The sequence below is a fragment of the Stenotrophomonas sp. 1337 genome, from assembly GCF_031455455.1.
Lineage (GTDB): Bacteria > Pseudomonadota > Gammaproteobacteria > Xanthomonadales > Xanthomonadaceae > Stenotrophomonas > Stenotrophomonas indicatrix.
In genome coordinates this window covers 54,055-79,985 of the sequence record NZ_JAVDSR010000009.1, presented here as the reverse complement: position 1 = coordinate 79,985, position 25,931 = coordinate 54,055, and the positions used below count along the sequence as shown (strand labels likewise).

Here is a 25,931-nt window from a genome sequence, read left to right as displayed (position 1 = left end):
TCGCGGTCTCGTGGAGGTGATCAGCGCAGCGACAGCGGCGCACTCAGCGGGGAGGTGGCGCCCTGCGCCGAGGTAACCGTGGCGGTCAGGCTGCCGGCAGCGGCAGCGTCGGTCCCTGCACCGAGCGGGAAGGTGAAGCTGCCCTGCCCCTGCGCGTCGGTACGTGCTTCCACACTGCCCAGCACCCACTCGGCCTCGCTGCCGGTGGCGGCCCGGTTGCCGAACACTTCCACCTGGTAGCGGGCATCAGGCACGCCCTGGAGACGACCCGTCAGCTGGCGCTGCGCACCCTTGCCCTGCACTGCGGTCAGCTGCGGCGCGGCCTGGCCGAGATTCGGCAGTGGCTGGCAGCCAGCCTGGCCGGCAGCGGTGCAGATGCGCGCACGCTTGGACGCATCGTTGTCCACGCCACGGCCACGGGAGCCGACGAAGCTGGCGTGCTCCAGGCCCGGCACACCGAACACGATGGCGCCACGCGGCTGGCCCTTCACACAGGCGCCGCCGGCTTCGCAGCGCTCGATCGGCAGGCCGTTGCCGTAGATGCGGTTGCCGGTGAAGCGGTTCGGCGCACTGACCGGCTGCGGGCGCACGCCGATGCCGATGCCATTGCCGGTGATGGTGTTGCCGTCGACCACGTTGCCGCTGCCGGTGATGCTCAGGCCCAGCGAATTGCCGGTGAAGGTGTTTGCCGCGATGTAGTTGCGGTTGCCCCAGTTGATCTGCAGGCCATCGGAGTAATCGACGAAGCGGTTGTGGACCACGCTGTTGTCGTTGCCCCACAGGATCTCGATGCCCTGCGAGGGTTCCGGGTTGGCCCTGGTGGATTGGAACAGGTTGTCGGCCACCAGGTTCCAGGCCGCGCCGCGGGTCAACTCCAGGCCGTCGCCGTTATCGAGGAATACGTTGCGCACGATGCGGTTGTGCACGGTGGTGGTGGCGGTGGACTGGCCCTTGCCGTCATCACCGGTGAGCATGATGCCGGCACCGCCCTTGTTGGCGACGATGCGGTTGTCATGGATCTCGTTGTGGCTGGAGCGGTTGACCAGCACGCCGATGCAGAAATTGCGGATCTCCAGGCCGGCCAGCTCCACGCCCTGGGTATCGCGCAGGACCAGGCCCGGCAGCGTGGTGGTGCGCACGTTGGTGCCGGACTGGCCCGGCTCGGCGCCTGGGCAGGCATCGGTACCGGTGCCGGTGACGTAGGCCGAGCCATCGATGGCGACGTACTGGCCATCGCGTTCCCAGGACGTGCCGATGATCTGCACCGGCCCCTTGATCTCCGGCAGCGGCGTGGCCGGCGTGATGACGTAAGGCGCAGCGCCAACGGCCGCGATCTCGATGCGGTAGCGACCCGGCGCCGCATTGGCAGTGGTGATCGCCCAGCGCAGCGAGCCGGCGTTGGCGTCGTCGGCGTAGCGGTCCACACGCAGCACCTGCAGTGCCTCGCGCGGCGGTTCGGCCTGGTAGGCCAGCGCCAGCGACGGCAGCACGGCAAGCAGGGACAGGGAAACAATGGACAGACGACGGCGCATGCGATCACTCCGCGCAGAGGAAGGAAAATCCGGCGGCCTTCCCCCTGCACCTGGCATCAGCACCGGACCGGCTGCTGCCCTCGCCCCGCCAGGGGTGGATCGCTTGGACTGCTATGAAACTGCGGAAATGAAAGTAGGTTTATCGCACTGCACCATTCAAGTGCGGTAATCGACTGAGTGTGCGAATATCGCACTGAATGGGTACTACCATCGTTGTAGGCGAGGTGTTTGCAGGGCTTGCAGCCCTGCACCTGCTTGGAGCCAGAGCAACGTCGAGGTCAAGGGAGGCTCGGGTTTTCTGCTGGCTGGGCGGGGCGGTGCGGGTGGGCAGGACACGCCGTCAACCCATCCTTGGGGGCTCGTAGGCGCCATCCATGGCGCCTGCGGTCCTGCCCACCCACACCGCCCCACCCCTCGACAATTTCCGGATGACGGCTGGTCCATCCACGCTTCGCGTGGATCACATCTGGTTGAAATCGAATATTTCGAATTGAAATCGAAAACATCCGCGCATGGCGTGGCGCTACTGGCCACCGGGGGTTTACGGCGTCCCCGCATACACACAGTGCCCCGCCATCCCACAGGATGCCCGCTGTTGCTGTTGCTCCGGCCTCGGCGGGTGCAGGGCGCAGCCCTGCAAAAGAAAACCCTACGAACTGCAGGAAAGCATCGAACAGCCTGCGCGGTCGTCAGCCCACGCCGGCCGCTTGCCGGCGTAATGCTCCAGCCCCGCGCGTTCGGTGTACGGATCACGCAGTACGTCCTGCAGGGCATGCACACCGCCCAGATCGCCCTGCTCGGCGCGGTCGATCGCTTCCTGTGCCAGCCAGTTGCGCAGCACATACAGTGGATTGGCCGCGCCCATCTTGGCGACACGCTCGGCTGCCGGCAGCGGATCGGCACGCAGCCGCGCCGCGTACTCCTGCAACCACTGCTGCAGAGGTTCCTGCACCGCGTGCTGGCGCTCGGCGTCGTAGAAGACCTCGGCCAATACGCTTGCATCGGGTGCGTTGGCATCGATGCGCATCAACGCACGCCATGCCAGGGTCATGTCCATGCCGCCGTCCTGCATCAGCTGCTGCCAGCGCTGGTAAAGCTGCAGATCGGCATCATCGGCCGCGGCCAGCCCCAGCTTGGCCGCAACATCGCGACGGGTGCAGGCGACAAAGGTCGCCTGGTAAGCGGCCAGCCCTGCCTGCAGCGGCTGCACGTCGGCGAACAACGGCGACAGCGCCTGCGCAAGCCGGTTGAGATTCCAGTACGCCACCTGCGGCTGGGTGCCGAAACGATAGCGGCGTCCTTGCGCATCGGTGGTGTTCGGGGTCCAGTCCGGGTCGAAGTCTTCGACCCAGCCATAGGGGCCATAGTCCAGCGTCACGCCGAGCACGGAGAGGTTGTCGGTGTTCATCACCCCATGCACGAAGCCCACGCGCATCCAGTGCGCGATCATCTCTGCGGTACGCACGGCGATCTGTGCGAACCAGTCGCCATACAGCGCTTCGCCCTGCCCCGTCAGTTCCGGGAAATCGCGGGCGATGCACGCCTCGACCAGTTGCTTCAGCAGTGCGGTCTCGCCACGTGAAGCAGGCAGTTCAAACGAACCAAAGCGCAGGAACGAGGGCGATACCCGGCAGACGATCGCGCCGGGCTCCGCGCGCGGATGACCGTCGTAGAACATGTCGCGCACCACGTCTTCGCCGGTGCCGACCAGCGACAGGGCGCGCGTGGTCGGCACACCCAGGTGATGCATGGCCTCGCTGCACAGGAATTCACGGATCGACGAGCGCAGCACCGCACGGCCGTCGGCGCCGCGCGAATACGGCGTTGGCCCGGCCCCCTTCAGCTGAAGCTCCCAGTGCCGGCCATCGGGGGCGATCACCTCGCCCAGCGAGATGGCGCGGCCATCACCGAGCTGACCGGCCCAATGGCCGAACTGATGGCCCCCATAGTTGGCCGCCCACGGCTGCATGCCCGCGTACAACGCGTTGCCGCCGAACACCTCGGCGAAGCCTTCGTCATCGACCTGCGCAGGATCGAACCCCAGCATCCCGGCAACCTCCGGCGACCACGCCAGCAGCACCGGCGCTGCGACAGGCGTCGGCATCACCGACGACCAGGCCGCACCCAGCACTTCGCGCCGGCGCGGACCGGACTCGGGATCGCCCGGCAGCAGATTCAGCAGGCGGTTGTCGAACTGGGGGGCAGTGGTATGCATGGGCAAAGCATGGGGGCGGCGACGGCCATCCTCAATCGCCGCGCAAGGCCTGCAATGCCCCGCCGTGCGCCTCGGCGCGCCGGTAGGCCGGACGCTCACCGATGCGCTTGAGGAAGCCACGCAACGCCGGCTTGTCGTCCAGCCCGCCGCCGCGTGCGGCCGCCGCCTGGATCGGGAAGCTCATCTGGATGTCCGCAGCGGTGAAGCGTTCGCCTGCAAACCACGGGCTTTCGGCCAGGCGCCGTTCCATCCAGTCCAGATGCAGGCGTCGCTGCGGGCCGATGAAACCGCGCTCGGCCTTGTCGGCGATGCTGCGGGCGATCGGCCGCGCGAAGAACGGCATCGGCGCGCTGCGGATGCGGCTGATCACCAGGGTCAGCAGCATCGGCGGCATGGCCGAACCTTCGGCATAGTGCAGCCAGTAGCGGTAATCGATGCGCTCTTTGCCTTCGGCCGGTACCGGCGACGGCGACAGCTGGCGATGCACGTCGTAGCGGTCAACCAGGTAGTCGAGGATGGCGCCGGATTCGGCCAGGATGAGCTCGCCATCCTGCAGCACCGGCGCCTTGCCCAGCGGATGCACCTGGCGCAGTTCCGGCGGCGCCAGCAGGGTCTTCGGGTCGCGCGGGTAGCGGCGCAGTTCGTAGTCCAGCCCCAGCTCTTCCAGCATCCACAGCACGCGAAGCGAACGGGAATTTTCCAGATGATGGACGATGCGCATGGGCGGCTTCCGCAGAAAGGTGCCCGATGGTAGCGCGGCCTGGTGCACGCAGGTGTCTGCTACCCTGCCCGGCCGTGGAAGGCCTGCCAGCATGGACACCCCGCCGTTCGATGCACTGCTTGGTTACCTCGGGCAATCCGAGGACCACAACTGGACGCAGTACATCTGCGAACACGTCGCCAAGGGCGTCCTGCGCAGATTCGAAGCGCATGATTGGCAGCGCCTGCAGAAGATGATCGCAGCGCAGCCCGCGTTCTGGCAGCAACGCTGCACCGACGCGCTGGGTGAATGCATGAGGCCCGAAGCCTTGCCGCTGCTGTTCAGTCAGCTCCATTCCAGCGATGACGACAGCCGGATACTGGCGGCCTATCACCTGCAATGGATGGAAGTGCCGGTGGGTCCGGAGGTGGTTGATGTCCTGCGCGAGATCCTGTCGCGCATTCCGGCAGCCGAACGCGCCGAGTACCAGGAAATAACCCAGCTGCTGGAGCGGGCGCTGGCTGCGGGTTGAACCCGTCGTGCGACGCAAACGAAAAACGCCGGGAGCTTTCGCTCCCGGCGTTCTGGCTACCAAACGGTAGCAGACGGATTAGACCGCCTGCACCTGGTCAGCCTGCATACCCTTCTGGCCCTGGACGGCGACGAAGGTAACCTTCTGGCCTTCCTGCAGGGTCTTGAAGCCGGTGCCCTGGATCGCGCGGAAATGCACGAACAGGTCCGGGCCGCTTTCCGGGGTGATGAAGCCGAAGCCCTTGGCGTCGTTGAACCACTTGACAGTGCCGGTCTGACGATCAGACATATTTACTAACTCCTGAAACACATGTTGAAAAAAATCGCAGCCACCGGGTATCGGGGCCGAGACTGAGTTGCAGGCGTTGGTAAAGCGGATCGATGAGCGGATCGTGAGATCAACTGCACCAGGCCACGATTCACGGTGACCCTAGCAAACACAGTGGGCCAGACGATACGCGTGTTTTGAGCAAAAAGCGATAGCCATGATATTCAGCGTCAAATGGCCCGCCCCTAGACAGGGCAAGGGGTTGCACCAGATCGAGGCTAAACCCGGGTCCCCATTCAGGTTTTTCCTACCCTACACTGGGTAAATGACTGAAGCTGAAACCCGAGCTGAACCCCTGCTCCCCCGCATCTGGGTGGACGCAGACGCCTGCCCTGTTGTCATCCGCGACATCCTGTTCCGCGCAGCTGAACGGGTCGGCGTGGAGCTGACCCTGGTCGCCAACCAGTGGATCCGCACCCCGCCTTCGCGCTGGCTGCGCTCCATCCAGGTCCCGCAGGGACTGGATGTGGCTGACAGCGCCATTGTCGAACGGATGGCTGCCGGCGACCTGGTGGTCACCCAGGACATCCCCTTGGCGGCCCTGGTGCTGGAGAAGAAGGGCGTGGCCCTGAACCCGCGCGGCCAGCTGTACACCCCCAACAACATGGCCGAGCGGCTGTCGATGCGCAATTTCATGGAAGAACTGCGTGGCGCCGGCGTCCAGACCGGCGGGCCACCGCCGCTCGGCGCGCGTGACCGCCAGTTGTTCGCTGCCGAGCTGGACCGCTGGCTGGCGCGACGCCCGGGCAGGTGAATCCGGCTGTGCGTCAGCCGGGAACGCACAAGGTGCGCGCGCTGCGGAAGCTGCGTCGCTGGCCTGTCAACGGATCATCGAAGGCCAACACCTGCGCCAGCAGCTGCAACGGCGGCTCGGCCGCACCCTCTGGCCGCACGTGCAGCTGCGGATAGAGCTCGTCCCCCAGGATCGGCGCCCCGAGCGCGGCCATATGGACGCGCAGCTGATGCTTGCGCCCGGATTCGGGCGCAAGCCGGTAGCGCCAGACCGGACCGTGCGCCTCAATGACCTCGACACGTGTCAGCGCATTCGGCTCGCCGGGAACTTCAGCCATACGGAAGAACGGTTCCCCCGGCTGCAGCCGGCTATGCCGCTCCAGCGGAAACCGCAGGTCCGGCATGGCCGGCGCCAGCGCCTCGTAGGTCTTCTCGATGCGGCGCTCACGAAACAGCCTCTGGTACGCGTCGCGCGTTTGCGCCTGGGTGGAAAACAGCACGAGGCCGGCCGTCAGCCGGTCCAGCCGGTGCAACGGCACCAGGTCGACGTTGCCGGTCCGCTCGACCAGGCGCGCCAGCAGGGTCTGGCGCACGAATGCGCCGGCCGGCGCAGTCGGCAGGAAGTGCGGCTTGTCGGCCACCAGCAGGTGCGCGTCGTGATGCAGGATGTTCTCTTCGAAGGGAATCACCGGCTCATCGGCCACTTCACGGAAGTAGCGTATCTCCAGTCCCACCTGCCACGGCATGTCCGGTGCCAGCGCCCTGCCCTGTGCGTCCTGTATCCGCCCGCGTGCGAAGCGACTCTCCCATTGCAGCCGGTCGATGCGCGGGAAGCGCGCGCACAGGCCGTCCAGCAGGGAATTCCAGTCACCGGGCGGCAGCTGCAGTCGGCTGGGCGTGGTCATGGCGCGATCGGGGCGCCATCGCTCTGCAGACGGCGCGGACGTGAAAGGGACATACGACAGGACACGCCAGAAGCATCAGGGCGGCCAGCGTGCCACCGATCATGCCCTGCCGACACCCCCATACCGGACACCCCCGGGGCAAACCTCTATCATTGACGGTCTTTACCCCTCTGGATCTTCATGGCCCTCACCGCCACCATCCGCAAGGCCGAACTGCAGATCAGCGACATGGATCGCGGCTACTACGCGACCCACAACCTGACCCTGGCCCAGCATCCGTCCGAAACCGACGAACGCCTGATGGTGCGCCTGCTCGCCTTCGCGCTGAACGCTGGCGATCGCCTGGAATTCGGTCGCGGCCTGAGCACCGACGACGAGCCGGACCTGTGGGAACACGACTACACCGGCGACATCCTGCAGTGGATCGACCTCGGCCATCCGGACGAGTCGCGCATCCGCAAGGCCAGCAACCGCAGCCGGCAGGTGCAGGTGGTCAACTACGGCGGCAATGCATCGGACATCTGGTGGCAGAAGCAGGGCAAGGGCCTGGCCCGCTTCGACAACCTGTCGGTGGTCGACCTGGACGGCGGCTTCGTCGATCTGTGGGGCCAGCAGATCCAGCGTGCGATGCGCTGGAGCGTGCTGATCCAGGACGCCGAAGTGCAGCTGCTCAACGATCAGATGCAGCTGGACGTGATCCCCAACTGGCGAAAGCGCGCCAAGGCATGAGCACGATCCGCTGCGACGTACTGGTGATCGGTGCCGGCGCTGCCGGGCTGATGACCGCGATCACGGCGGGCCAGCGAGGCCGGCATGTGCAGGTGATCGACCACGCCAACAAGATCGGCAAGAAGATCCTGATGTCCGGCGGTGGCCGCTGCAACTTCACCAACACCGGCACCACCCCGGCCAACTTCCTGTCGGCCAATCCGCATTTCTGCAAGTCGGCGCTGGCGCGTTACTCGCCGTACCACTTCATCGACATGGTCGAGCGCCACGGCATCGCCTATCACGAGAAGGAACTGGGCCAGCTGTTCTGCGATGTCTCGTCCAAGCAGATCGTGAAGATGCTGGTGGACGAATGCCAGCAGGCCGGCGTGCAGATCCGCACGCAGTGCAGCGTGGAGCGCATCGAGCACGGCACTGACGGCTTCCGCGTGCACACCACGCACGGCCTGTTCCATTGCGCCTCGCTGGTGGTCGCCACCGGCGGCCTGTCCATTCCCAGCCTGGGTGCAACCGGGTTCGGCTATGAGATCGCGCGCCAGTTCGGCCACCAGGTGCTGCCCACCCGCGCCGGCCTGGTGCCGTTGACCCTCAGCGGCACCCACCAGGAGCGCCTGGCCGAGCTCAGCGGCGTCGCCCTGCCGGTCGAGGCCAGCAGCAACGGCACCCGCTTCCGCAACTTCATGCTGCTGACCCATCGTGGCGTCAGTGGCCCGGCCATCCTGCAGATTTCCTCGTTCTGGCAGCCCGGCGACGCGCTGTCGCTGGATCTGCTGCCCGGCCAGGATGCCGCCGAATGGCTGCGCCAGATGAAACGCGAACGCCCCGCCGCGGAACTGCGCACGGTGCTGGGCGATGTGCTGCCCAAGCGGCTGGCGCAGCGCCTGTGCGAGCACTGGCTGCCCGACCGCCCGGTACGCCAGCTGGACGAGCCGGACCTGCGCAAGGCCGCACAGGTGCTTTCAGCGTTCCCAATGGTGGCCAGCGGCACCGAGGGCTACCGCACCGCCGAAGTCACCCTGGGCGGCGTCGATACCAACGAGGTCTCTTCCTCGACGCTGGAATCCAAGCGCGTACCCGGCCTGCATTTCGTCGGCGAGGTGCTGGACGTGACCGGCTGGCTGGGCGGCTACAACTTCCAGTGGGCCTGGGCCAGCGGGCACGCGGCCGGCGGCGTGGTGTGAACCGCATCGCCGTTCCATGCACGCAACCGTTGCGCGCATGGACGCGCCGCCACGCATCGTGTATCTAGATTTGCAGATTGGGGAGCAGTGCATGCAGAACGCGAACGACATCACCATCCGCCTGCTGATCGTCGATGACAGCGGCGAGAACGCCGAAGCCATCGTCAGCACCCTGCGCAACAGCGGCATCGCCGTGCGCCCATGGCGCCCGCAGGACTCGGCCGAGCTGTCGCAGGTGCTGGCCAGCCAGGCGATCGACCTGGTGCTGGCTGCGCCCTCGCAGAGCATTCCGCTGCCACTGGTGGCCCAGCACATCGCCGCCAGCGGCAAGGACATCCCGCTGGTGCTGCTGGCCGAACGCATCGACGAGGACGAACTGGTACAGGCCAGCAGCAACGGAGTGCGCGCCCTCGCCCTGCGCCAGCGCGCCGAACACCTGCTGGCGGTGGTCCGCGACCAGTGGGTCGACCTGCAGGCGCGCCGCGGCCTGCGCCGGATCGAAGCGCAGATGCGCGAGACCGAGCGTCGCTGCGACGCGCTGATCGCCTCTTCGCGCGAGCCGATTGCCTATGTCCACGAAGGCATGCATATCCGCGCCAACGATGCCTACCTGGAAATGTTCGGTTACGAGGATTTCGAGGAGGTCGAAGGCATCTCGCTGCTGGACATGGTTGCCGCCCAGCACGTGGATGATTTCAAGCAGCTGCTGAAGTCACTCAGCCGCGGCGAAGCACCGCCGCCGCAGTACCAGCTGGATGCCCGCCACCAGGACGGCAGCGCCTTCCCGGCGACGATGGAATTCACCGCAGCCACCTACGAGGGCGAATCCTGCCTGCAGGTGGTGTTCCGCCGGCGCATGGAATTCGACCCGGAGCTGGCGCGCGAGGTCGAGGACCTGCGCCAGCGCGACCAGGTCACCGGCCTGCTCAACCGCCCCACCTTCATGCTGCAGGTCGAGGACGCGGTTGCCCAGGCCGGGCGCAGCGAAGGCCAGTTCGGCCTGCTGATGGTCGAGCCGGACCATTACGCGCGCCTGCTCCCGGATATCGGACTGGCCTCGGCCGACGCCCTGATCGGCGCCCTCGCCGCCCTGCTGGCCGACGTTGTTGGCGACGATGCGCAGCTGGCCCGTTTCGGCGAACACAGTTTCGCCGTACTGCAGTCCGGCCCCTATGCGCAGACCGTGGCACTGGCCGAGCGCATCCGCGAAGCCTACGCCGCACACGTCTTCAGCATCGGCGCGCGCTCGGCCACGGTGACCGTCAGCATTGGCGGGGTGCAGGTGGGCGAGAAGATCGCCAGCATCGGCCAGGTGCTGGCGCGCGCCAGCGAATGCACGCAGGCCGCAGCCGCCCTCGGCAATACCTGCCGCATCTTCGACCCGGCCGCTGTTGATCGCGTGGAGGAAGAGCGCGTGCAGCGCTGGGTCGCACGTATCCGCGAAGCCCTGGCAGGCGATGGCTTCCAGTTGCATTACCAGCCGGTGCTGAACCTTCAGGGCGAGTCGCTGGAGCTGTATGAAGCCTACCTGCGGCTGGAACACAACGGAGAACTGCTGAGCCCGACCGCCTTCCTCGGCATTGCCGAAGAACATGGCCTGCTGGCGGACATCAACTGCTGGGTCGTGTCGCAGGCAATCGCGGTGCTGGGCGCGCGTGCCCGCGAGGGTCATCCCACCCAGGTGCTGGTGAAGGTCACGCCGGAATCGTTCGATGATCCGAAGATGATCGCCACGCTGCGCCAGCAGCTGCAGGCGCACGGCGTGCCGGGCGAACGCCTGTGGCTGCATGCACCGGAATCGAAGGTGTTCACCCACCTGCGCAGTGCCCAGCAGTTCCTGGCGGAAGTGGCACCGCTCGGCTGCCGGATCGGCCTGGAGCAGTTCGGCTCGGGCCTGGACTCGTTCCAGCTGCTGGCCCACTTCCAGCCGCAGTTCCTCAAGCTTGATCGCGGCTTCACCAGCGACCTGGCCGCCACCCGCGAGAACATCGACCGGGTCAGCCAGATAACCGCACGCGCGCAGGAAGCGGGCATCCGCACCATCGCCGAGTTCGTCAGCGACGCCAACTCGATGACACTGCTGTTCAGTGCCGGCGTGGACTACGTGCAGGGCGATTTCGTCGGCCCGGCAGCGCCGGCGATGAACTTCGAGTTCGGCTGACACCTCATCGGTAGCGCCGGGCCATGCCCGGCGGGTGGCCTGCAGACCGCTGCGCTCGCCGGGCATGGCCCGGCGCTACCCATGAAGAAGGCCGGCTTGCGCCGGCCTTTTCCGCTGATCAGGTCAGATCGACCAGGTTGTCGATCTTCACGTCCGGGTTGACGTCGGCTTCGTAGTCGACGCCTTCGACACCGAAACCGAACAGGCGCAGGAAATCGGCCTTGTAGCCGGCCAGGTCACTGATCTCGTACAGGTTCTCGTTGGTCACCTGCGGCCACAGCGCCAGCACCTTGCCCTGCACGTCAGCGGCCATTTCCTTGTAGTCGGCGCGCAGGCGGCCTTCCTCATCGATCAGCGCAACGGTATGGCCATCGCCATCGACCAGGTCGTGGCGCAGTCGATCGACCGCCACGCCATCGGCCTTGGCGCCGTACAGGATGTCGTACAGCACGTCGAGCTGCTCGATGCAGCCTTCGTGGGTGCCCTTTTCCTTCATCACCTTGAACAGCAGCGACAGGTACAGCGGCATGGTCGGAATGGCCGAGCTGGCCTGGGTCACCACCGCCTTCAACACCGACACGCGCGCATCGCCGCCGATCCTGGCCAGCTTCTCGCGCAGCCCCAGCACCTTGTCGTCCAGATCCTTCTTGGCAGCACCGATGGAGCCGTTCCAGTAGATCGCCTGGGTGATCTCTTCGCCCACATAGGTGAAGGCCGTGGTGGTGCAGCCGTTGGCCAGCACGCCGGCATCGGCCAGCGCGTCGATCCACATCTGCCAGTCCTCGCCGCCCATCACCGCGACGGTGCCGGCGATTTCTTCCGGGGTAGCCGGCTGCAGGTGGGTTTCGGTCAGCACTTCCTTGTCGGTATCCAGGCCGCGCAGGGTGATCGGCTCGCCGATCGGCTTCAGCGTGGAGCTGATGATCTCGCCGGTCTTGGGATGCTTGCGGCGCGGTGCAGCCAGGCTGTAGACCACCTGGTCGACCTGGCCGAGATCGGCCTTGATCATCTCGATGGTCTTGGCCTTCACCTCATCGGAGAACGCATCGCCGTTGATGCTCTTGGCATACAGACCCGCTTCGTCGGCGTACTTGTGGAACGCCGCCGAGTTGTACCAGCCCGCCGTGCCCGGCTTGGTTTCACTGCCCGGGCGCTCGAAGAAGATGCCCAGGGTTGCCGCGCTACTGCCGAAGGCGGCAGTGATGCGCGCGGCCAGGCCGTAGCCGGTCGAGGCGCCGATCACCAGCACGCGCTTGGGGCCGTTCTGGATCGGCGGGCGCGCACGGATGTAGTCGATCTGCTGCTTGACGGCGGCGTCGCAGCCGGTCGGGTGGGTGGTGACGCAGATGAAGCCGCGGACGCGCGGTTTGATGACCATGAAGACCTCGGGTTGGCAGGTGCGGCGCGCGGGGCGCTCAGCAGGAATACGTGGCGCGCGCGTGCGCGCGAACCGCAGGATCGTAGTGCGCGGGGGAAGATTGCACAACCGACGGCGGCGTAGGGTGGAGTTTGTTCTGCAGGGTTGCACCCTGCACCCGCAGAGGCAACGTCGACGGCAGAAGCCGGGTTCCTGTGGATTGGCGGGGTGGGTCCGGTTGAGGGGGACGCTGCAAGTACGTCCATGTAAGCTCGGTCGCCGCATCCATGCGGCTCACGCCCCCTCAACCGGACCCACCCCGCCTTCGACAGTTACCCGCGATCTGTTGGAACAGCGTCCGGCCCTGGTAGGTGTCGACCTTGGTCGACACGGATGAGTTCATTCGATATCTCACAGATGTGTCGACCAAGGTCGACGCCTACCAACAGCCGCAGGAATCTGTCGGGGGTGGGGCCATGTGGGTTGGCAGGACCGTTGGCGCCATGGATGGCGCCATCGAGCCCCCATGGACGGGTTTACGGCGTGTCCTGCCAACCCACATGGCCCCGGCCAGCCAGCAGAAAGCCAGCTCCGCTTTGGACGTTGACGTTGCTCTTGCCTCTGCGGGTGCAGGGCGCAGCCCTGCCAACAAAAAACCCCGCTTGCGCGGGGTTCTCTGTGTACTGCGTGCAGCAGAGGCTTACGGACGGCGCGCCAGGGCCTCGACGTCCTTGGCCTTGGGCAGCAGGTCCTGCTTGGTCACGCGCAGCGCGCCGACCGTCAACATCGGCACCGCCACCAGGATCGAGGACAGCACCACGATCACCGCACCGATCATGTGCGTCTCGGCCAGGCCTTCCATCGAGCTGCCGCCGTACAGGTACAGGGCCAGTGCGGACAGGAAGAACATCACCGCGGTGATCACCGTACGCGACAGCGTCTGGTTGATCGAACGGTTCAGCACTTCCATCGGCTCCACGCGCAGGCTGCGGAAGTTTTCGCGGACGCGGTCGAACACCACGATGATGTCGTTGATCGCAAAGCCCATCACCGACAGCAGGCCGGCCAGCACGGTCAGGTCGAACTCACGGCCCAGCAGCGACACGTAGGCCACCGTCACGATCAGGTCGAACATCGCCACGATGCTCGCGGTGACCGCGAACTTCCATTCGAAACGCACCGCGATGTAGATCAGGAAGCCGGCCAGCATGAAGATGGTGGCATACAGGCCATTCATCGCCAGGTCCTTGCCGATCTGCGGGCCAACGAACTCGTTGCGCAGCACGGTGGCCTGGTTGTCAGCCGAAGAGACCGCCTTGACCACGGCCGCGGCAGTCGCCTTGTCCTCGGCCGAAGCGCCGCCGGTACCCGGAGCGTGCTCACCGTGCGGGGCCAGGCGGATCAGCAGGTCGGTGTTGCCACCGACGCTCTGTACCTGGGCGCCGTCGAAGCCGTTCTGCTCAAGTTTGCTGCGGACGTCCTCGACATCCACCGCGTGTTCGAAGCGGGCTTCGATCAGGGTGCCGCCGGTGAAGTCCAGAGCGTAGTTGAAGCCCTTGAAGCCGATGATGCCGATCGAGGCCAGGAACACGATGATCGTGACGACCATCGCGACATGGCGCCAGCGCATGAAGTCGATCTTGGTATCGTTCGGGAGGATGTGCAGCGGAAACAGTTTCATGTGCGTGTCGTCCCGTCAGATGGCCACGTTCTGGAGCTTCTTGCGACGGCCGTAGATCAGCGTCGCCAGTGCACGCGATACGGTGATCGCGGTGAACATGGAAGCGAAAATACCGATGATCATGGTCAGCGCGAAGCCCTTCAGCGGACCGGTACCGAATGCGAACAGCGCCACACCGACGATCAGGCCGGTCAGGTTGGCGTCGAGGATGGTGCCCGACGCGCGCTCGTAACCGGTCACGATCGCGGTCTTGCCCGGCACGCCGGCACGCAGTTCTTCACGGATACGCTCGTTGATCAGCACGTTGGCGTCGACCGACAGACCGACCGACAACGCCAGGCCGGCGAAGCCCGGCAGGGTCATGGTCGCGCCGAACAGCGACATCACCGCCACCACGATCAGCAGGTTGAACAGCATCGCGATCGAAGTAATGAGGCCGAACATGCGGTAGTAGATGGTGAAGAACACCAAGGTGAACATGAACGCGTAGACCACCGCGGTGATGCCGTTCTTGACGTTCTCCGCGCCCAGGCTCGGGCCGACCACGCGCTCTTCGACGAAGTCCATCGGCGCAGCCAGCGAGCCCGACTTCAGCAGCTTGGCCAGGTCCTCGGCTTCCTTCTTCTGCAGACCGGTGGTCTGGAAGTTCTTGCCGAACACGCCGTTGATGTTGGCCACCGAGATCACTTCCTCGTTGACCTTGAAGCCACGCACTTCCTCACCGTCGACGACGGTCACGGTCGGCACGCGCTCGGTGTAGACCACCGCCATCGGCTTGTTCACGTTCGCGCTGGTGAAGTCGAACATGCGCTGGCCACCGACGTTGTTCAGCGTCACGCTGACTGCCGGGGTGCCGCTGGTGGAGTCGGTCACCGCCTGCGCGGCCACCATCTGGTCACCGGTGACGATCACGCGCTTGTTCAGCAGCACCGGACCGCCGTTGTCACGGCGCTGGTAGACCTTCGCTTCCGGCGGAATACGACCCGACGCGATGGCGTCCTGCGCGTTGCCTTCCACCACGGCCCGGTATTCCAGGGTGGCGGTGGCACCGATCATGCGCTTGGCTTCGGCCGTGTCCTGCACGCCCGGCAGCTGCACCACCACGCGATCAGCACCCTGGCGCTGGATGATCGGCTCGGACACGCCGAGCTGGTTCACGCGGTTGCGCAGGGTGTTGATGTTCTGCTCGATGGCGCCGTTGGCGATCTGCGTGATTTCCGCTTCCGGAATGGAGACCGTGATGCGGTTGCCACTGACGTCATAGCCGAGGGTCGGCTGCGCCTTGGCCAGCGCGGCGCGGGCACGGGTACCGGCGTCTTCGCCGGCCGAGGGGCTCAGGTTGGCGACGATGGTGTTGTCGGCACGACGCTCGACCGACTGGTAGGCGATGCGCGCATCACGCAGGGTGCTGCGCACGTCCTCGGTGTAGGCGTCCAGGCGCTTGTCCAGCGCGGCTTTCTGGTCGACCTGCAGCACGAAGTGCACGCCGCCCTGCAGGTCCAGGCCCAGCACCATCGGGCGGCCGCCGAGCTTGGCCAGCCAGTCCGGCACGGTCGAGGCCAGGTTCAGGGCAACCGTGTAGTTCTCGCCCACGCTGTCACGCAGCGCATCGCTGGCGGCAGACTGCGACTTCAGGTCCGACAGGCGGACGATCAGGCTGTCCCCTTCCTTCTCTGCACCGATCGTGGTGACACCGGCCTTTTTCAGGTCGGCCAGCACACGGTCGCGCAGCGCATCGTCGATCTGCCCGCCACGGTTGGCGGTGATCTGGATGGCCGGGTCCTTCTGGTAGATGTTGGGCAGTGCGTACAGCGTGCTGAGCGCCAGTACGATCACGATGACGACGTACTTCCAGCGTGGAAATTCGAGCATTGCTTGGGTCCCGCGCGGCGCCATCCCCGGCGCCGCGGTTGTGCTTCAGAAAGGGAGTGGCTTACTTGGCCGAATCCAGGGTGCCGGTCGGCAGCACGCTGCCGACAGCGCCCTTCTGCACGCGGATGCGCACGTTCTCGGCCACTTCGACGGTGACGAAGTTGTCGCCGATATCGGTGACCTTGCCGGCGATGCCGCCGTTGGTCAGCACTTCGTCGCCGCGCTTGATCTTCTCCAGCATGGCCTTGTGCTCCTTCTGCCGCTTCATCTGCGGGCGGATCATCAGGAAGTACATGATGGCGATCAGGATGATCGGGAACAGCAGCGTGGTCAGGCCCATGCCCTGCGGTTGGCCGCCAGCGGCCTGGGCGTGGGCGGCGGGAATCAGGAAGGCAAGCAGGTTCATCGTTGGTCCTTTGGTTGGGCGGCGCTTCGGCCGTTTCACGGGCACGAGGTGTCGACCGCGGATCTGGGTCAGCCTTGAAGTATGCCACGGCCCCGGGCGTTCGTCCTTGGGCCGTTTGGCAGGGTGCTGCGGGTTTACAGGGGCGGCGCTACCGCCCCGCGTGCTGCGTAGAAGGACTCGCGGAAGGCCAGGAAGGTTCCCGCCTCGATGGCTGCACGGATGTCGGCCATCAGTTTTTCGTAATAGAAGAGGTTGTGCTGGGTGCCCAGCATCGGCGCCAGCATCTCGTTGCAGCGGTCCAGATGGCGCAGGTACGAGCGGGTATAGCCGCCGGCACAGGCCACGCAGCCACAGCCCGGCTCGATCGGGTCCATGTCCCGCGCGTACTGCGAATTGCGGATGCGGACGGTGCCAAACGAGGTGAAATAGTGGCCGTTGCGCGCATTGCGGGTCGGCATCACGCAATCGAACATGTCCACGCCACGGGCGACACCCTCGACCAGGTCTTCAGGGCGGCCAACGCCCATCAGGTAGCGCGGACGGTCGGCCGGCAGCTCCGGATCCAGATGGTCGAGCATGGCGTTGCGCTCGTCTTCCGGCTCGCCCACGGCCAGGCCGCCAATGGCATAGCCGTCGAAGCCGATCCCCTGCAGGGCCTCGGCCGAACGGCTGCGCAGGTCGGTATGCACCCCGCCCTGGACAATGCCGAACAGGGCCGCATCGTTGCCCAGTTCGTCATGCGCGTTGCGGCTGCGCTGGGCCCAGCGCAGGCTCAGTTCCATCGACCGGCGGGCGACGTCCTCGGTGGCCGGGTACGGCGTGCACTCGTCGAAGATCATCACCACGTCCGAATCGAGCACCTTCTGGATCTTCATGCTCTCCTCCGGGCCCAGGAACACCCGGGCACCGTCGGTCGGCGAGGCGAAGGTCACGCCCTGCTCGGTGATCTTACGGCGGTGAGCCAGCGAGAACACCTGGAAGCCGCCGGAGTCGGTCAGGATCGGGCCATCCCAGCGGCAGAAGCCGTGCAGGCCGCCGTGGTCGGCGATGATGTCCAGGCCCGGCCGCAGGTACAGGTGGAAGGTGTTGCCGAGGATGATCTCGGCGCCCAGCGCACGCACCTGGTCCGGCAGGATCCCCTTGACCGAGCCATAGGTCCCCACCGGCATGAAGGCCGGCGTTTCCACCGTGCCACGCGGGAAGGTCAGGCGGCCACGGCGGGCGCGGCCATCACGGGTCTGGAGCTGGAACTGCAATCGGGACATGGAGCGGTCGTTCGGGCAAATAGTCGCCCATTGTCTCCCAAAACCGCCCTTCCTGCTCCGGTGGCGCCGGGCCATGCCCGGCGGATGACCCGCAACTGCTGCCCACCGGGCATGGCCCGGCGCTACCCACCTCGCCCCTACCCCGCCTGCGGGAACAGCAGCATCGCGTCGCCGTAGCTGAAGAACCGGTAGCGCTGCTCGATCGCGTGCTGGTAAGCCTCGAACACGCGCCCCTTGCCGGCAAACGCCGAGATCATCATCAGCAGCGTGCTTTCGGGCAGGTGGAAATTGGTCACCATCGCGTCGACGCTGCGGATCCGGTAGCCGGGGGTGATGAAGATCTGCGTTTCGCCCGCGAACGGCAGCAGCTCGCCCTCACGCATCGCGCTTTCCAGCGCGCGCACCACCGTCGTGCCGACGCCGATCACCCGGCCACCGGCCGCACGCGTGCGTCGCACCTGCTGCACCAGCTCGGCACCGACGTTCAGCCACTCGCGGTGCATGACGTGGTCCTTCAGGTCGTCGGCGCGCACCGGCTGGAACGTGCCTGCGCCCACGTGCAGGGTGACGTGGCCGAAATCCACGCCTTTGTCCTTCAGTGCTGCCAGCAGCGCCTCATCGAAGTGCAGGCCGGCGGTCGGTGCCGCCACGGCGCCCACTTCGCGCGCGAACACGGTCTGGTAGCGCTCGCGGTCGTCCACACCGGGCTCGCGCTGGATGTAGGGCGGCAACGGCAGCCGGCCGGCGTGCAGCAGCCACTGCTCCAGCGATTCCGGCACATGGAACTGCAGCACGTAGAACTCGCCGTCGCGCCCCAGCACTTCGGCTTCGCCACCGGCATCCAGGGCGATGCGGCTGCCGGCCTTCGGCGACTTGCTGGCACCGACCTGGGCCCGCGCCTGCTGGCCGCCGAGCAGGCGCTCGATCAGGATTTCCACGCGGCCACCGCTGGCCTTCTGCCCGAACAGGCGCGCCGGAATCACCCGGGTGTCGTTGAACACCAGCAGATCGCCCGGTTGCAGCAGCGATGGCAGGTCGCGCACCTGCAGGTCGGTGAAGGCAGCCGGCGCCGGCGGCACCAGCAGCAGGCGGCTCGCCGAGCGTTCGGCCAAGGGGGCCTGGGCGATCAGTTCGGCCGGCAGTTCGTAATGGAAATCGGACTTCTTCAAGGCAGTGGACGGCAACAGGTCGACAATGGCGCGCATTGTACGTCCAGCGTCTGCGAGCCGGCACGAGCGAGGCCGAACGTCGCGCAAAATGCTGCTATGCAGCAGTCTTTTGCGGGGTTATCGCGCAAAAAAACAAGTGCTAGCATCGACGAGGAAGTCCGCTGCACGAGCCCGCCCCAAGCGCGCGTGAAGACGCGCGTTTTGCTTTTGAAGGCCCGTGCGACCCAACGTTTCAGGAGATCTGCAATGAGCTTCATCGAACGCCTCGCCCCCCTCCGCGCCCAGCCCGGCACCCGCCTCACCAACGGCCTGGATGACGCAACCCTGACCACCCTCGCCGCCAACCATCCGCAGCTGGTCGCCGCGGTCGATGCCGCTGCTGCCGAATTCGCGCGCGTGCAGGCTGAGCTGGGGCCGCTGCTGGCACAGGATGAGCAGGCGCAGATCGATGCCATGCAGGACGGCTTCGTCAATTTCTACGCCGATGATGCGGTGACCCCGTACGTGGCGCTGGCCGCGCGTGGTCCGTGGGTGGTCACCCTGAAAGGCGCGGTGCTGTACGACGCCGGCGGCTACGGCATGCTGGGCTTCGGCCACACCCCGGACGCCGTCATGGAGGCGATGTCACGGCCGCAGGTGATGGCCAACATCATGACCCCCAGCCTGTCCCAGCAGCGCTTCATCACCGCGCTGCGGGCCGAGATCGGCCACCGTCGTGGCGGCTGCCCGTTCACGCGCTTCATGTGCCTGAATTCCGGCTCTGAAGCGGTTGGCCTGGCCGCGCGCATCGCCGACGTCAACGCCAAGCTGCAGACCGACCCGGGTGCCCGCCATGCCGGTGCGGCAATCAAGCGCGTAGTCATCAAGGGCAGCTTCCACGGCCGCACCGACCGACCGGCGCTGTATTCCGATTCCAGCCGCAAGACCTACATGCAGCATCTGGCCAGCTACCGTGGCGAGGAGTCGGTGATCACCGTCGCCCCGTACGACGAGGCCGGCCTGCGCAAGGTGTTCGAGGATGCCGCGCACAACAACTGGTTCATCGAAGCGGTGTTCCTGGAGCCGGTGATGGGCGAAGGTGACCCGGGCCGCTCCGTGCCGCCGGCGTTCTATGCGCTGGCCCGCGAACTGACCCGCGCCCACGGCAGCCTGCTGCTGCTGGACTCGATCCAGGCCGGCCTGCGCGCCCATGGCGTGCTGTCGGTGGTCGACTATCCGGGCTTCGAAGGCCTGGACGCGCCGGACATGGAAACCTACTCCAAGGCACTGAACGCCGCGCAGTATCCGCTGTCGGTGCTGGCCGTGACCGAGCACGCCGCGCAGCTGTACCGCAAGGGCATCTACGGCAACACCATGACCAGCAACCCGCGTGCGCTGGACGTGGCCTGCGCCACCCTGGCCCAGTTGACCCCGCAGGTCCGCGCCAACATCGCTGAGCGCGGTGCCGAGGCCGTGCGCAAGCTGGAGCAGCTGAAGAACGAACTGGGCGGCCTGATCACCAAGGTGCAGGGCACCGGCCTGCTGTTCTCCTGCGAACTGGCCCCGCAGTTCAAGTGCTATGGCGCCAATTCCACCGAGGAATGGCTGCGCCAGCACGGCATCAACGTGATCCATGGTGGCGAGAACTCGCTGCGCTTCACCCCGCACTTCGGCATGGACAGCAGCGAGCTGGACCTCCTGGTAGGCATGGTGGGCCGTGCGCTGCGTGAAGGGCCGCGCCGCGAACAGGCGGCCGCTGCGTAATCCCAGACCCTCGTAGAGCCGGGCGCTGCCCGGCTGAAGGGCTGGCCCTGATCTGAACGAAATATCGCCGGGCAAAGCCCGGCGCTACAGAGAACAACGGCAAAGCCTCATAATTGCCCGGACACCCCGCCCTGCGACCGGCTTCACTGGTTGACCGCGGGGCGTTTTCGTTTCCGGCCAAGACAGGAAGATCCATGAAGTCGATCTGTGTGTACTGCGGTTCCAACGCTGGCAGCAAGCCGGTCTACACCGAACGCGCCATCGCGCTGGGCGATCGCATCGCCCGCGACGGCATGCGCCTGGTGTACGGCGGCGGCAATGTCGGCCTGATGGGTACCGTGGCCAATGCCGTGCTCGCCGCCGGCGGTGAGGTCACCGGCGTGATTCCGCGCCAGCTGGCCGACTGGGAAGTGGCCCATCGCGGCCTGACCGAACTGGAGATCGTCGGTTCGATGCATGAGCGCAAGTCGCGCATGTTCGATCTGTCCGATGGCTTCGTCGCCCTGCCCGGCGGCTTCGGCACCATGGAAGAGATCTTCGAGATGCTGACCTGGCGCCAGCTCGGCATCGGCAACAAGCCCTGCGCGTTCCTTGATGTGGACGGCTTCTATGCGCCGCTGATCGGCATGATCGATCGCATGGTGGAAGAGCGCTTCCTGCACCCCGAGCAGCGCCAGGACCTGTGGTACGGCTCGGACATCGAGGAGATGCTGGCCTGGATGAAGAACTACCAGCCGGCCCAGGCCTCGAAGTGGATCGACGAGAAGCGCCGCGCGGCGCTGCGTTGAGGACTACGTGCGCGGTGGCTCAGGCTGCCGCGCGCGTCCACGGTGCCGGCCGGCCCAGCAGGTAGCCCTGGCCGTAGTCGCAGCCGAGCTCGAACAGCGTGGCACGCTGCGCCTCGGTCTCGATGCCTTCGCCGATCGTCTCGATGCCCAGCGTGCGTGCCAGTGACAGCACGCCTTCGACCAGCGCGCGCGTGCTCTGTGCCTCCGGGCCGTGCAGGCCGGCAATGAAGCTCTGGTCGATCTTCAACGTGCTGATCGGGAAACGGTGCAGGTAGGACAGCGCCGAGAAACCCGTGCCGAAATCATCCAGCTGCACCTGGATGCCGCGTTCACGCAGGCCCTTCAGGATGCGCAGCGTGTGTGGACCGTCATCGAGCAGCGCCACCTCGGTGATCTCCAGGCGCAGCCGCCGCGGGTCCGCGTTGCTCGCCTCCAGCAGGCCATACAGGCGCCCGCTGAACTCGGCGGAGCGGAAATGCCGCGGCGACACGTTGACCGACACATAGCCACGCCCACCATCGGCAAGGCCGGCGATGACCTGCTCGTAGATCAACCAGTCGACCTGTTCGATCAGGCCGCTTTCCTCGCCCAGTTCCAGGAACGCGCCTGGCAGCAGCAGGCCACGGCGCTCGTGCTTCCAGCGCAGCAGGGCCTCGTGGCCGACCACCTCGCCGTCGGAGAGGCGCACGATCGGCTGGTAGAACGGCACGAAATCACGGTTGTTGATCGCCCGCCGCAGGTCGGCCTCGAGATCCAGGCTGCGCAGCGCCTGCTCGCGCATTTCCTCATCGAAGATCGAGCAGCGGTCGTGGCCCTGGGCCTTGGCCCGGTACATCGCCGCATCGGCGTCGCGCAGCAGTTCCTCGCCGGTGCGATAGCGCGGGTTCCACAAGGCGATGCCCAGGCTGCCGGAGGGGAACAGCTCGCGACCGGCGATCCACATCGATTCCTGCAGCGCCAGCAACAGCCGCTGGCCGAAATCCAGCGCCTGCGCCAGGCCCTCCGGACAGTGCAGCAGCACGGCGAACTCATCACCGCCCAGGCGCGCCACCACATCATTGTCGCCGGCCATGGACACGATGCGCTTGGCTACTTCCACCAGCATGCGATCGCCGGCGGCGTGACCGATGCTGTCGTTGACCAGCTTGAAGCGGTCAAGGTCCAGGAACAGCACCGCGAACACCGGGCCGCCTTCGCGCCGGGCCAGCGCCAGCGCATCCTGCAGCCTGTCCAGCAGGTGCAGGCGATTGGGCAGTCCGGTCAGCGCGTCGTGCATCGCCTGGTGGGTCAGTCGCTGCTCGGCGCGCAGGCGCTCGCCGATCTGGCCCAGCAGTTTTTCGTTCACCTCGCCCAGCTCGCGGGTGCGCTCCTCCACCCGCTTTTCCAGCTCGGCATGCGCCGAGCGCAGTCGTTGCTGGTCGCGCTGGCGCGCAAGACCGGTGCCGATGTTCTGCGCAACGAAGATCAGCAGTCGCTGGTCATGCACGCTGAAGGCGATCTGCTCGGTGTAACTCTGCACCACGATCGCACCGACCACTTCGTCGTCGCGCAGCAACGGCACGCCGAGCCAGCACTGCGAACGTGCGCCGGATTCGCGCACCTCGCCGGTTTCCAGCAGCGCATCGATCTGCTCACGCGAGGCCAGCAATGGCCGACGATGGCGGACCACATACTCGGTCAGGCCGCGACTGAACGCGCGTGGTGCACGACTCGCGTTGTGCTCGTCGACCGAATAGACGAAATCCAGCCCATCGCCCTCGGCATTGACCAGCGCGATATAGAAATTGCGCGCATCCAGCAAGCGCCCGACCACGCCGTGTACCTGCCCGTAGAACTGCGCCAGGCTGTCGGCCGACATCGCCATTTCGGCGATGTTGTACAGCGCGGTCTGCAACTGCTCGGCGCGGCGGCGCTCGGCCACTTCATCCTGCAGGCTGAGATTGGCGCGCTGCAGTTCCTGCGTGCGCCGTTCCACCTGCTGCTCCAGCCGCACCTGCGCCTGGCGGCGGTCCATGGCGGTCTGCACGTGCTGGGCGACAAAACCCAGCAGGGCCCGTTCGGCCTCGCCGTAGCGGTCGGCATGCTCGTAGCTCTGCACCACGATCGCACCACACACGCGGCCATCGCGCAGCATCGGCACGCCCAGCCAGTCCAGGCTCTCCGGGCCGCGCTGCGGGTCGTGCTCCTGGTCTACCCGCGCCAGCAGTTCGCGCGAAGGCCCGCTCAACGGCCGGCCATGCCGCAGCAGCGCCACTGTCAGGCTGCGCGGCATCTGGTCGATGTCGTAGCCCTGGGCAGGATCGGCGACGAAATCATCGACCTGGTCGGCGAAGTACAGGAAGCGGATCTGCCGGCGGGCATCGTCATACTCGACGATGTAGCAGTTCTGCGCGTACATCAGCGTGCCCAGCACGCCATGCACGTGGCGCAGCATCTCGCTCATTTCCAGGTCGGCACCGGCCAGGTCGGCAATCTGGAACAGGGCCTGCTGCAACCGCTCAGCTTCTTCCAGCGCCTTGATCTGCCCCGCCTGGCGGCCCCGCTGCAGGGCCAGCTCCATGGCCTGCCGGGCCAGCCCCCACCAGGCCGGGGAAGGCGTCGCGCCGCGTACCGACAGCAGCAGCCGGGCGCCGTCGTATTCCCAGCCGTGGCGGCCTTCAGCATGGTCGGCCAGCGGCTGCCAGATGTCCTCCTCGCCACCGCCGATCGGCCAACCGCCCTGCCCGCTGCCGAGCTGCGGATCGTCCCAGCCGACGCGCACGATCGCCGTTTCCGGCAACAGCGCATGCAGCGCGCGCACCAGCGCTGCGCTCAGCACAGGCTCGTTGTTTGACGCTTCCAGCGCGCGGTCGGCTTCGGTGGACAAATGACGTTCTCTTGGCGCCGCCTGAGCGCCGCCTCCCCTGAATTACCGAGCATAACGCGCCACCCGGGGGGCAATGGAAGCCCGGCAACCCCGAAACGTGCCCTCGGGCGTTTTTCCTTTCGATCCCCTCCCGGTTCCTGCCGTGACTGTCGCCCTGTCCCACCCCATCGCTGGCTATGCGCCACCGCCTGCAGGGCTTACCCTGTACGGCGTGGATGCCAGCGCCCTGCCAACCGATGAAGCCTTGATGCTGGCCTGGGCCGCCGGTGAAGTGCACGCGTTCGAAAGCCTGTATGCCCGTCATCGCAAGCGCCTGTTCGGCTTCCTGCTGCGGCAGCTGCGCGACACCGCGCTGGCCGAGGAGATGTTCCAGGACGTCTGGCAGCGGGTGATCAGCGCGCGTGCAGGCTGGCAGGCCGATGCCGCCTTCAGCACCTGGCTGTTCCGCATCGCCCACAACCGCCTGAACGACCATTGGCGCGCCGCCCGCCATCGCCCCCCTGCACCGGCCGATGCCGATCTGCGCTTGGCCGCGCTGGAAGATGGGCAGACACCGGAAGCGGAATTGTCCGAATTCGAGCAACGTCGCCGCATCCAGCTGGCGATGGAAGAACTGCCCGCAGAACAGCGCGAAGTGCTGCAGCTGCGGCTGGAACAGGAACTGAGCCTGGAGGAGATCGGCCAGATCACCGGCGTTGGCCGGGAAACCGTGAAATCGCGGCTGCGCTATGCGATGGACAAGCTGCGTGCGGGACTGAACGCATGAACCGAGACGATGCACTGACGCCGGAAGAACGCGAACTGGCACGCCTGCTTGGGCGCCGCACCGAACAGGGCCCTCCGCCGGCACTGGACGCGGCGATCCTCGCCGCTGCGCGTGCGGCCGTGGAGACGCCAGCACGCGAGGCGGCCCCAGCGCCGGTGGCACCGCGCACGCTGCGCCCGCGCCGCCGCTGGCCGGCCGTATTCGGCGTGGCCGCATCGGCGGTGTTCGCCGTTGGCATCGCCTGGCAGATGCGTCCAGAGCCGCCCTCGGCCCCTGCCGAGGCAGTTGCCACCGCGCCGGCTGCACAGGAAATGGCGGCCGATGCGAGCGCCGAAGGCACGGCCTACGACAGCGCGGCCGCCGATGTCGCGGCCACCGAAGCCGCACCGGTACCTGCACCGGCCGCAGCACCGGCACCTGCGGCGGCCAAGACAGCACCGGCACCGGCACCGACCATCGCGGAGGTGGTGAAACCCGCGCCTGCCGCACCCCGGCAGGCACCTGCTCCGATGATGGCGCCGGCACCGCCACCTGCGCCTGCAGCCGACACAGCGTTTGCGCCGCCTCCGATGCCAGCGGCAGCGCCCCCCGCGGCCGAAGCCTATTCGGCACCTGCGCCTGCGGCCCCTGCCGCGACGATGAGGGCGCGCAAGGCCACTGCGGCGGCGGCCGAATCAATGTCCTCCGCACAGGCCACGGCCGAAGACCGCGTCGCGCTCACCGCGGCCAAGCAGGACGCGGCCGGCAGAACCGCGCCTGGCGTCATGCGCCGCGCAAGCGACGCGAACCTCAGCGCGGACGCGGTACAGGCCGAAGTGCAGGCCGATGCCCGGCTGCCACGCCGGCAATGGCTGCAGAAGATCCGCGAGCGCCGCGACGCCGGCCAGCGCGACCTGGCCCGGGCGAGCCTGGAGCGTTATCTGCAGACCTATCCAGAGGCGCGCCTGCCAAAGGATGTGCGACCGTTGCTGGACGACTGAGGCACGTCGGCGGCAAGCCCGTAG

Annotated in this window: 21 protein-coding genes; 9 read left to right on the top strand and 12 right to left on the bottom strand. The window is 66.7% G+C overall.

Going from position 1 to position 25,931, the window contains the following annotated elements; translation table 11 throughout:
* Positions 1 to 20: 20 nt before the first annotated feature.
* From J2X70_RS13715 to J2X70_RS13705, 3 genes are all read right to left on the bottom strand, one after another.
* Positions 21 to 1,532, bottom strand: coding sequence for a NosD domain-containing protein (locus J2X70_RS13715; protein WP_025875101.1), 1,512 nt, complete (start codon positions 1,530 to 1,532; stop codon positions 21 to 23).
* A gap of 649 nt (positions 1,533 to 2,181) precedes the next feature.
* Positions 2,182 to 3,747, bottom strand: a complete 1,566-nt coding sequence (locus J2X70_RS13710; RefSeq protein WP_309910764.1) for a YdiU family protein — start codon at positions 3,745 to 3,747, stop codon at positions 2,182 to 2,184.
* Positions 3,748 to 3,778: 31 nt separating this feature from the next.
* Complete coding sequence (locus tag J2X70_RS13705; RefSeq protein WP_093819888.1) at positions 3,779 to 4,468, bottom strand: glutathione S-transferase; 690 nt, start codon at positions 4,466 to 4,468, stop codon at positions 3,779 to 3,781.
* Between the two features lie 91 nt (positions 4,469 to 4,559).
* Between J2X70_RS13705 and J2X70_RS13700 the strand changes: the two genes are divergently transcribed.
* Positions 4,560 to 4,979, top strand: coding sequence for a hypothetical protein (locus tag J2X70_RS13700; protein WP_025875106.1), 420 nt, complete (start codon positions 4,560 to 4,562; stop codon positions 4,977 to 4,979).
* Positions 4,980 to 5,057: 78 nt separating this feature from the next.
* Here J2X70_RS13700 and J2X70_RS13695 read toward each other — a convergent pair whose 3' ends face one another.
* Positions 5,058 to 5,267, bottom strand: a complete 210-nt coding sequence (locus tag J2X70_RS13695; RefSeq protein WP_025875108.1) for a cold-shock protein — start codon at positions 5,265 to 5,267, stop codon at positions 5,058 to 5,060.
* Positions 5,268 to 5,571: 304 nt separating this feature from the next.
* Between J2X70_RS13695 and J2X70_RS13690 the strand changes: the two genes are divergently transcribed.
* A complete protein-coding gene (locus J2X70_RS13690) occupies positions 5,572 to 6,060 on the top strand; it encodes a YaiI/YqxD family protein (RefSeq protein WP_025875110.1) in 489 nt (162 codons plus the stop codon).
* A gap of 13 nt (positions 6,061 to 6,073) precedes the next feature.
* Here the strand turns inward: J2X70_RS13690 and J2X70_RS13685 are convergent, their stop codons facing one another.
* Positions 6,074 to 6,943 carry a pseudouridine synthase gene (locus tag J2X70_RS13685; protein ID WP_309910761.1) on the bottom strand — a complete coding sequence of 290 codons (870 nt, stop codon included), beginning with the start codon at positions 6,941 to 6,943 and terminating at the stop codon, positions 6,074 to 6,076.
* Positions 6,944 to 7,123: 180 nt separating this feature from the next.
* Here J2X70_RS13685 and J2X70_RS13680 point away from each other — a divergent pair, with 180 nt between their 5' ends.
* The 3 genes from J2X70_RS13680 to J2X70_RS13670 all read left to right on the top strand — a co-directional run bounded on the left by J2X70_RS13680 (position 7,124) and on the right by J2X70_RS13670 (position 11,014).
* Complete coding sequence (locus J2X70_RS13680) at positions 7,124 to 7,672, top strand: YaeQ family protein (RefSeq protein ID WP_025875114.1); 549 nt, start codon at positions 7,124 to 7,126, stop codon at positions 7,670 to 7,672.
* A complete protein-coding gene (locus tag J2X70_RS13675) occupies positions 7,669 to 8,853 on the top strand; it encodes an NAD(P)/FAD-dependent oxidoreductase (protein WP_059063859.1) in 1,185 nt (394 codons plus the stop codon). Before J2X70_RS13680 ends, J2X70_RS13675 begins: the two co-directional genes overlap by 4 nt.
* 91 nt (positions 8,854 to 8,944) lie before the next feature.
* On the top strand, positions 8,945 to 11,014 hold the full coding sequence (locus tag J2X70_RS13670) for an EAL domain-containing protein (protein ID WP_059063907.1): 2,070 nt from the start codon (positions 8,945 to 8,947) through the stop codon (positions 11,012 to 11,014).
* A 118-nt stretch (positions 11,015 to 11,132) separates the two neighbouring features.
* Here the strand turns inward: J2X70_RS13670 and fabV are convergent, their stop codons facing one another.
* The 6 genes from fabV to queA all read right to left on the bottom strand — a co-directional run bounded on the left by fabV (position 11,133) and on the right by queA (position 18,800).
* On the bottom strand, positions 11,133 to 12,392 hold the full coding sequence (fabV, locus tag J2X70_RS13665) for an enoyl-ACP reductase FabV (RefSeq protein WP_309910758.1): 1,260 nt from the start codon (positions 12,390 to 12,392) through the stop codon (positions 11,133 to 11,135).
* 679 nt (positions 12,393 to 13,071) lie between these two features.
* Positions 13,072 to 14,052, bottom strand: a complete 981-nt coding sequence (secF, locus tag J2X70_RS13660; protein WP_025875120.1) for a protein translocase subunit SecF — start codon at positions 14,050 to 14,052, stop codon at positions 13,072 to 13,074.
* A gap of 15 nt (positions 14,053 to 14,067) precedes the next feature.
* On the bottom strand, positions 14,068 to 15,924 hold the full coding sequence (secD, locus tag J2X70_RS13655; protein ID WP_033830879.1) for a protein translocase subunit SecD: 1,857 nt from the start codon (positions 15,922 to 15,924) through the stop codon (positions 14,068 to 14,070).
* A gap of 61 nt (positions 15,925 to 15,985) precedes the next feature.
* Positions 15,986 to 16,330, bottom strand: coding sequence for a preprotein translocase subunit YajC (gene yajC, locus J2X70_RS13650; RefSeq protein WP_025875124.1), 345 nt, complete (start codon positions 16,328 to 16,330; stop codon positions 15,986 to 15,988).
* Between the two features lie 134 nt (positions 16,331 to 16,464).
* Positions 16,465 to 17,595 carry a tRNA guanosine(34) transglycosylase Tgt gene (gene tgt / locus J2X70_RS13645; RefSeq protein ID WP_025875126.1) on the bottom strand — a complete coding sequence of 377 codons (1,131 nt, stop codon included), beginning with the start codon at positions 17,593 to 17,595 and terminating at the stop codon, positions 16,465 to 16,467.
* Between the two features lie 137 nt (positions 17,596 to 17,732).
* Positions 17,733 to 18,800: a tRNA preQ1(34) S-adenosylmethionine ribosyltransferase-isomerase QueA gene (gene queA / locus J2X70_RS13640; RefSeq protein ID WP_309910754.1), complete on the bottom strand. Its 1,068-nt coding sequence runs from the start codon at positions 18,798 to 18,800 to the stop codon at positions 17,733 to 17,735.
* A gap of 210 nt (positions 18,801 to 19,010) precedes the next feature.
* Between queA and J2X70_RS13635 the strand changes: the two genes are divergently transcribed.
* Both J2X70_RS13635 and J2X70_RS13630 read left to right on the top strand, forming a co-directional pair.
* Positions 19,011 to 20,507, top strand: a complete 1,497-nt coding sequence (locus J2X70_RS13635; protein ID WP_218789122.1) for an aminotransferase class III-fold pyridoxal phosphate-dependent enzyme — start codon at positions 19,011 to 19,013, stop codon at positions 20,505 to 20,507.
* A gap of 194 nt (positions 20,508 to 20,701) precedes the next feature.
* The gene (locus J2X70_RS13630) at positions 20,702 to 21,295 is read left to right on the top strand and encodes a TIGR00730 family Rossman fold protein (RefSeq protein ID WP_025875132.1); all 594 of its coding nucleotides are present in this window, start codon (positions 20,702 to 20,704) and stop codon (positions 21,293 to 21,295) included.
* Positions 21,296 to 21,314: 19 nt separating this feature from the next.
* On the opposite strand, the gene J2X70_RS13625 is transcribed toward J2X70_RS13630, so the two are convergent.
* On the bottom strand, positions 21,315 to 24,161 hold the full coding sequence (locus J2X70_RS13625) for an EAL domain-containing protein (protein ID WP_309910751.1): 2,847 nt from the start codon (positions 24,159 to 24,161) through the stop codon (positions 21,315 to 21,317).
* A 247-nt stretch (positions 24,162 to 24,408) separates the two neighbouring features.
* Between J2X70_RS13625 and J2X70_RS13620 the strand changes: the two genes are divergently transcribed.
* A complete protein-coding gene (locus tag J2X70_RS13620) occupies positions 24,409 to 24,927 on the top strand; it encodes an RNA polymerase sigma factor (RefSeq protein WP_229291374.1) in 519 nt (172 codons plus the stop codon).
* The gene (locus tag J2X70_RS13615; RefSeq protein ID WP_309910749.1) at positions 24,924 to 25,907 is read left to right on the top strand and encodes a hypothetical protein; all 984 of its coding nucleotides are present in this window, start codon (positions 24,924 to 24,926) and stop codon (positions 25,905 to 25,907) included. Before J2X70_RS13620 ends, J2X70_RS13615 begins: the two co-directional genes overlap by 4 nt.
* Positions 25,908 to 25,931: the final 24 nt, after the last annotated feature.

Excerpts from the sequence above, each read along its gene's own strand:
- J2X70_RS13715 (WP_025875101.1), bottom strand. The coding sequence starts at position 1,532 with ATGCGCCGTCGTCTGTCCATTGTTTCCCTGTCCCTGCTTGCCGTGCTG.
- J2X70_RS13710 (WP_309910764.1), bottom strand. The coding sequence starts at position 3,747 with ATGCATACCACTGCCCCCCAGTTCGACAACCGCCTGCTGAATCTGCTG.
- J2X70_RS13705 (WP_093819888.1), bottom strand. The coding sequence starts at position 4,468 with ATGCGCATCGTCCATCATCTGGAAAATTCCCGTTCGCTTCGCGTGCTG.
- J2X70_RS13700 (WP_025875106.1), top strand. The coding sequence starts at position 4,560 with ATGGACACCCCGCCGTTCGATGCACTGCTTGGTTACCTCGGGCAATCC.
- J2X70_RS13695 (WP_025875108.1), bottom strand. The coding sequence starts at position 5,267 with ATGTCTGATCGTCAGACCGGCACTGTCAAGTGGTTCAACGACGCCAAG.
- J2X70_RS13690 (WP_025875110.1), top strand. The coding sequence starts at position 5,572 with ATGACTGAAGCTGAAACCCGAGCTGAACCCCTGCTCCCCCGCATCTGG.
- J2X70_RS13685 (WP_309910761.1), bottom strand. The coding sequence starts at position 6,943 with ATGACCACGCCCAGCCGACTGCAGCTGCCGCCCGGTGACTGGAATTCC.
- J2X70_RS13680 (WP_025875114.1), top strand. The coding sequence starts at position 7,124 with ATGGCCCTCACCGCCACCATCCGCAAGGCCGAACTGCAGATCAGCGAC.
- J2X70_RS13675 (WP_059063859.1), top strand. The coding sequence starts at position 7,669 with ATGAGCACGATCCGCTGCGACGTACTGGTGATCGGTGCCGGCGCTGCC.
- J2X70_RS13670 (WP_059063907.1), top strand. The coding sequence starts at position 8,945 with ATGCAGAACGCGAACGACATCACCATCCGCCTGCTGATCGTCGATGAC.
- fabV (WP_309910758.1), bottom strand. The coding sequence starts at position 12,392 with ATGGTCATCAAACCGCGCGTCCGCGGCTTCATCTGCGTCACCACCCAC.
- secF (WP_025875120.1), bottom strand. The coding sequence starts at position 14,052 with ATGAAACTGTTTCCGCTGCACATCCTCCCGAACGATACCAAGATCGAC.
- secD (WP_033830879.1), bottom strand. The coding sequence starts at position 15,924 with ATGCTCGAATTTCCACGCTGGAAGTACGTCGTCATCGTGATCGTACTG.
- yajC (WP_025875124.1), bottom strand. The coding sequence starts at position 16,330 with ATGAACCTGCTTGCCTTCCTGATTCCCGCCGCCCACGCCCAGGCCGCT.
- tgt (WP_025875126.1), bottom strand. The coding sequence starts at position 17,595 with ATGTCCCGATTGCAGTTCCAGCTCCAGACCCGTGATGGCCGCGCCCGC.
- queA (WP_309910754.1), bottom strand. The coding sequence starts at position 18,800 with ATGCGCGCCATTGTCGACCTGTTGCCGTCCACTGCCTTGAAGAAGTCC.
- J2X70_RS13635 (WP_218789122.1), top strand. The coding sequence starts at position 19,011 with ATGAGCTTCATCGAACGCCTCGCCCCCCTCCGCGCCCAGCCCGGCACC.
- J2X70_RS13630 (WP_025875132.1), top strand. The coding sequence starts at position 20,702 with ATGAAGTCGATCTGTGTGTACTGCGGTTCCAACGCTGGCAGCAAGCCG.
- J2X70_RS13620 (WP_229291374.1), top strand. The coding sequence starts at position 24,409 with ATGCTGGCCTGGGCCGCCGGTGAAGTGCACGCGTTCGAAAGCCTGTAT.
- J2X70_RS13615 (WP_309910749.1), top strand. The coding sequence starts at position 24,924 with ATGAACCGAGACGATGCACTGACGCCGGAAGAACGCGAACTGGCACGC.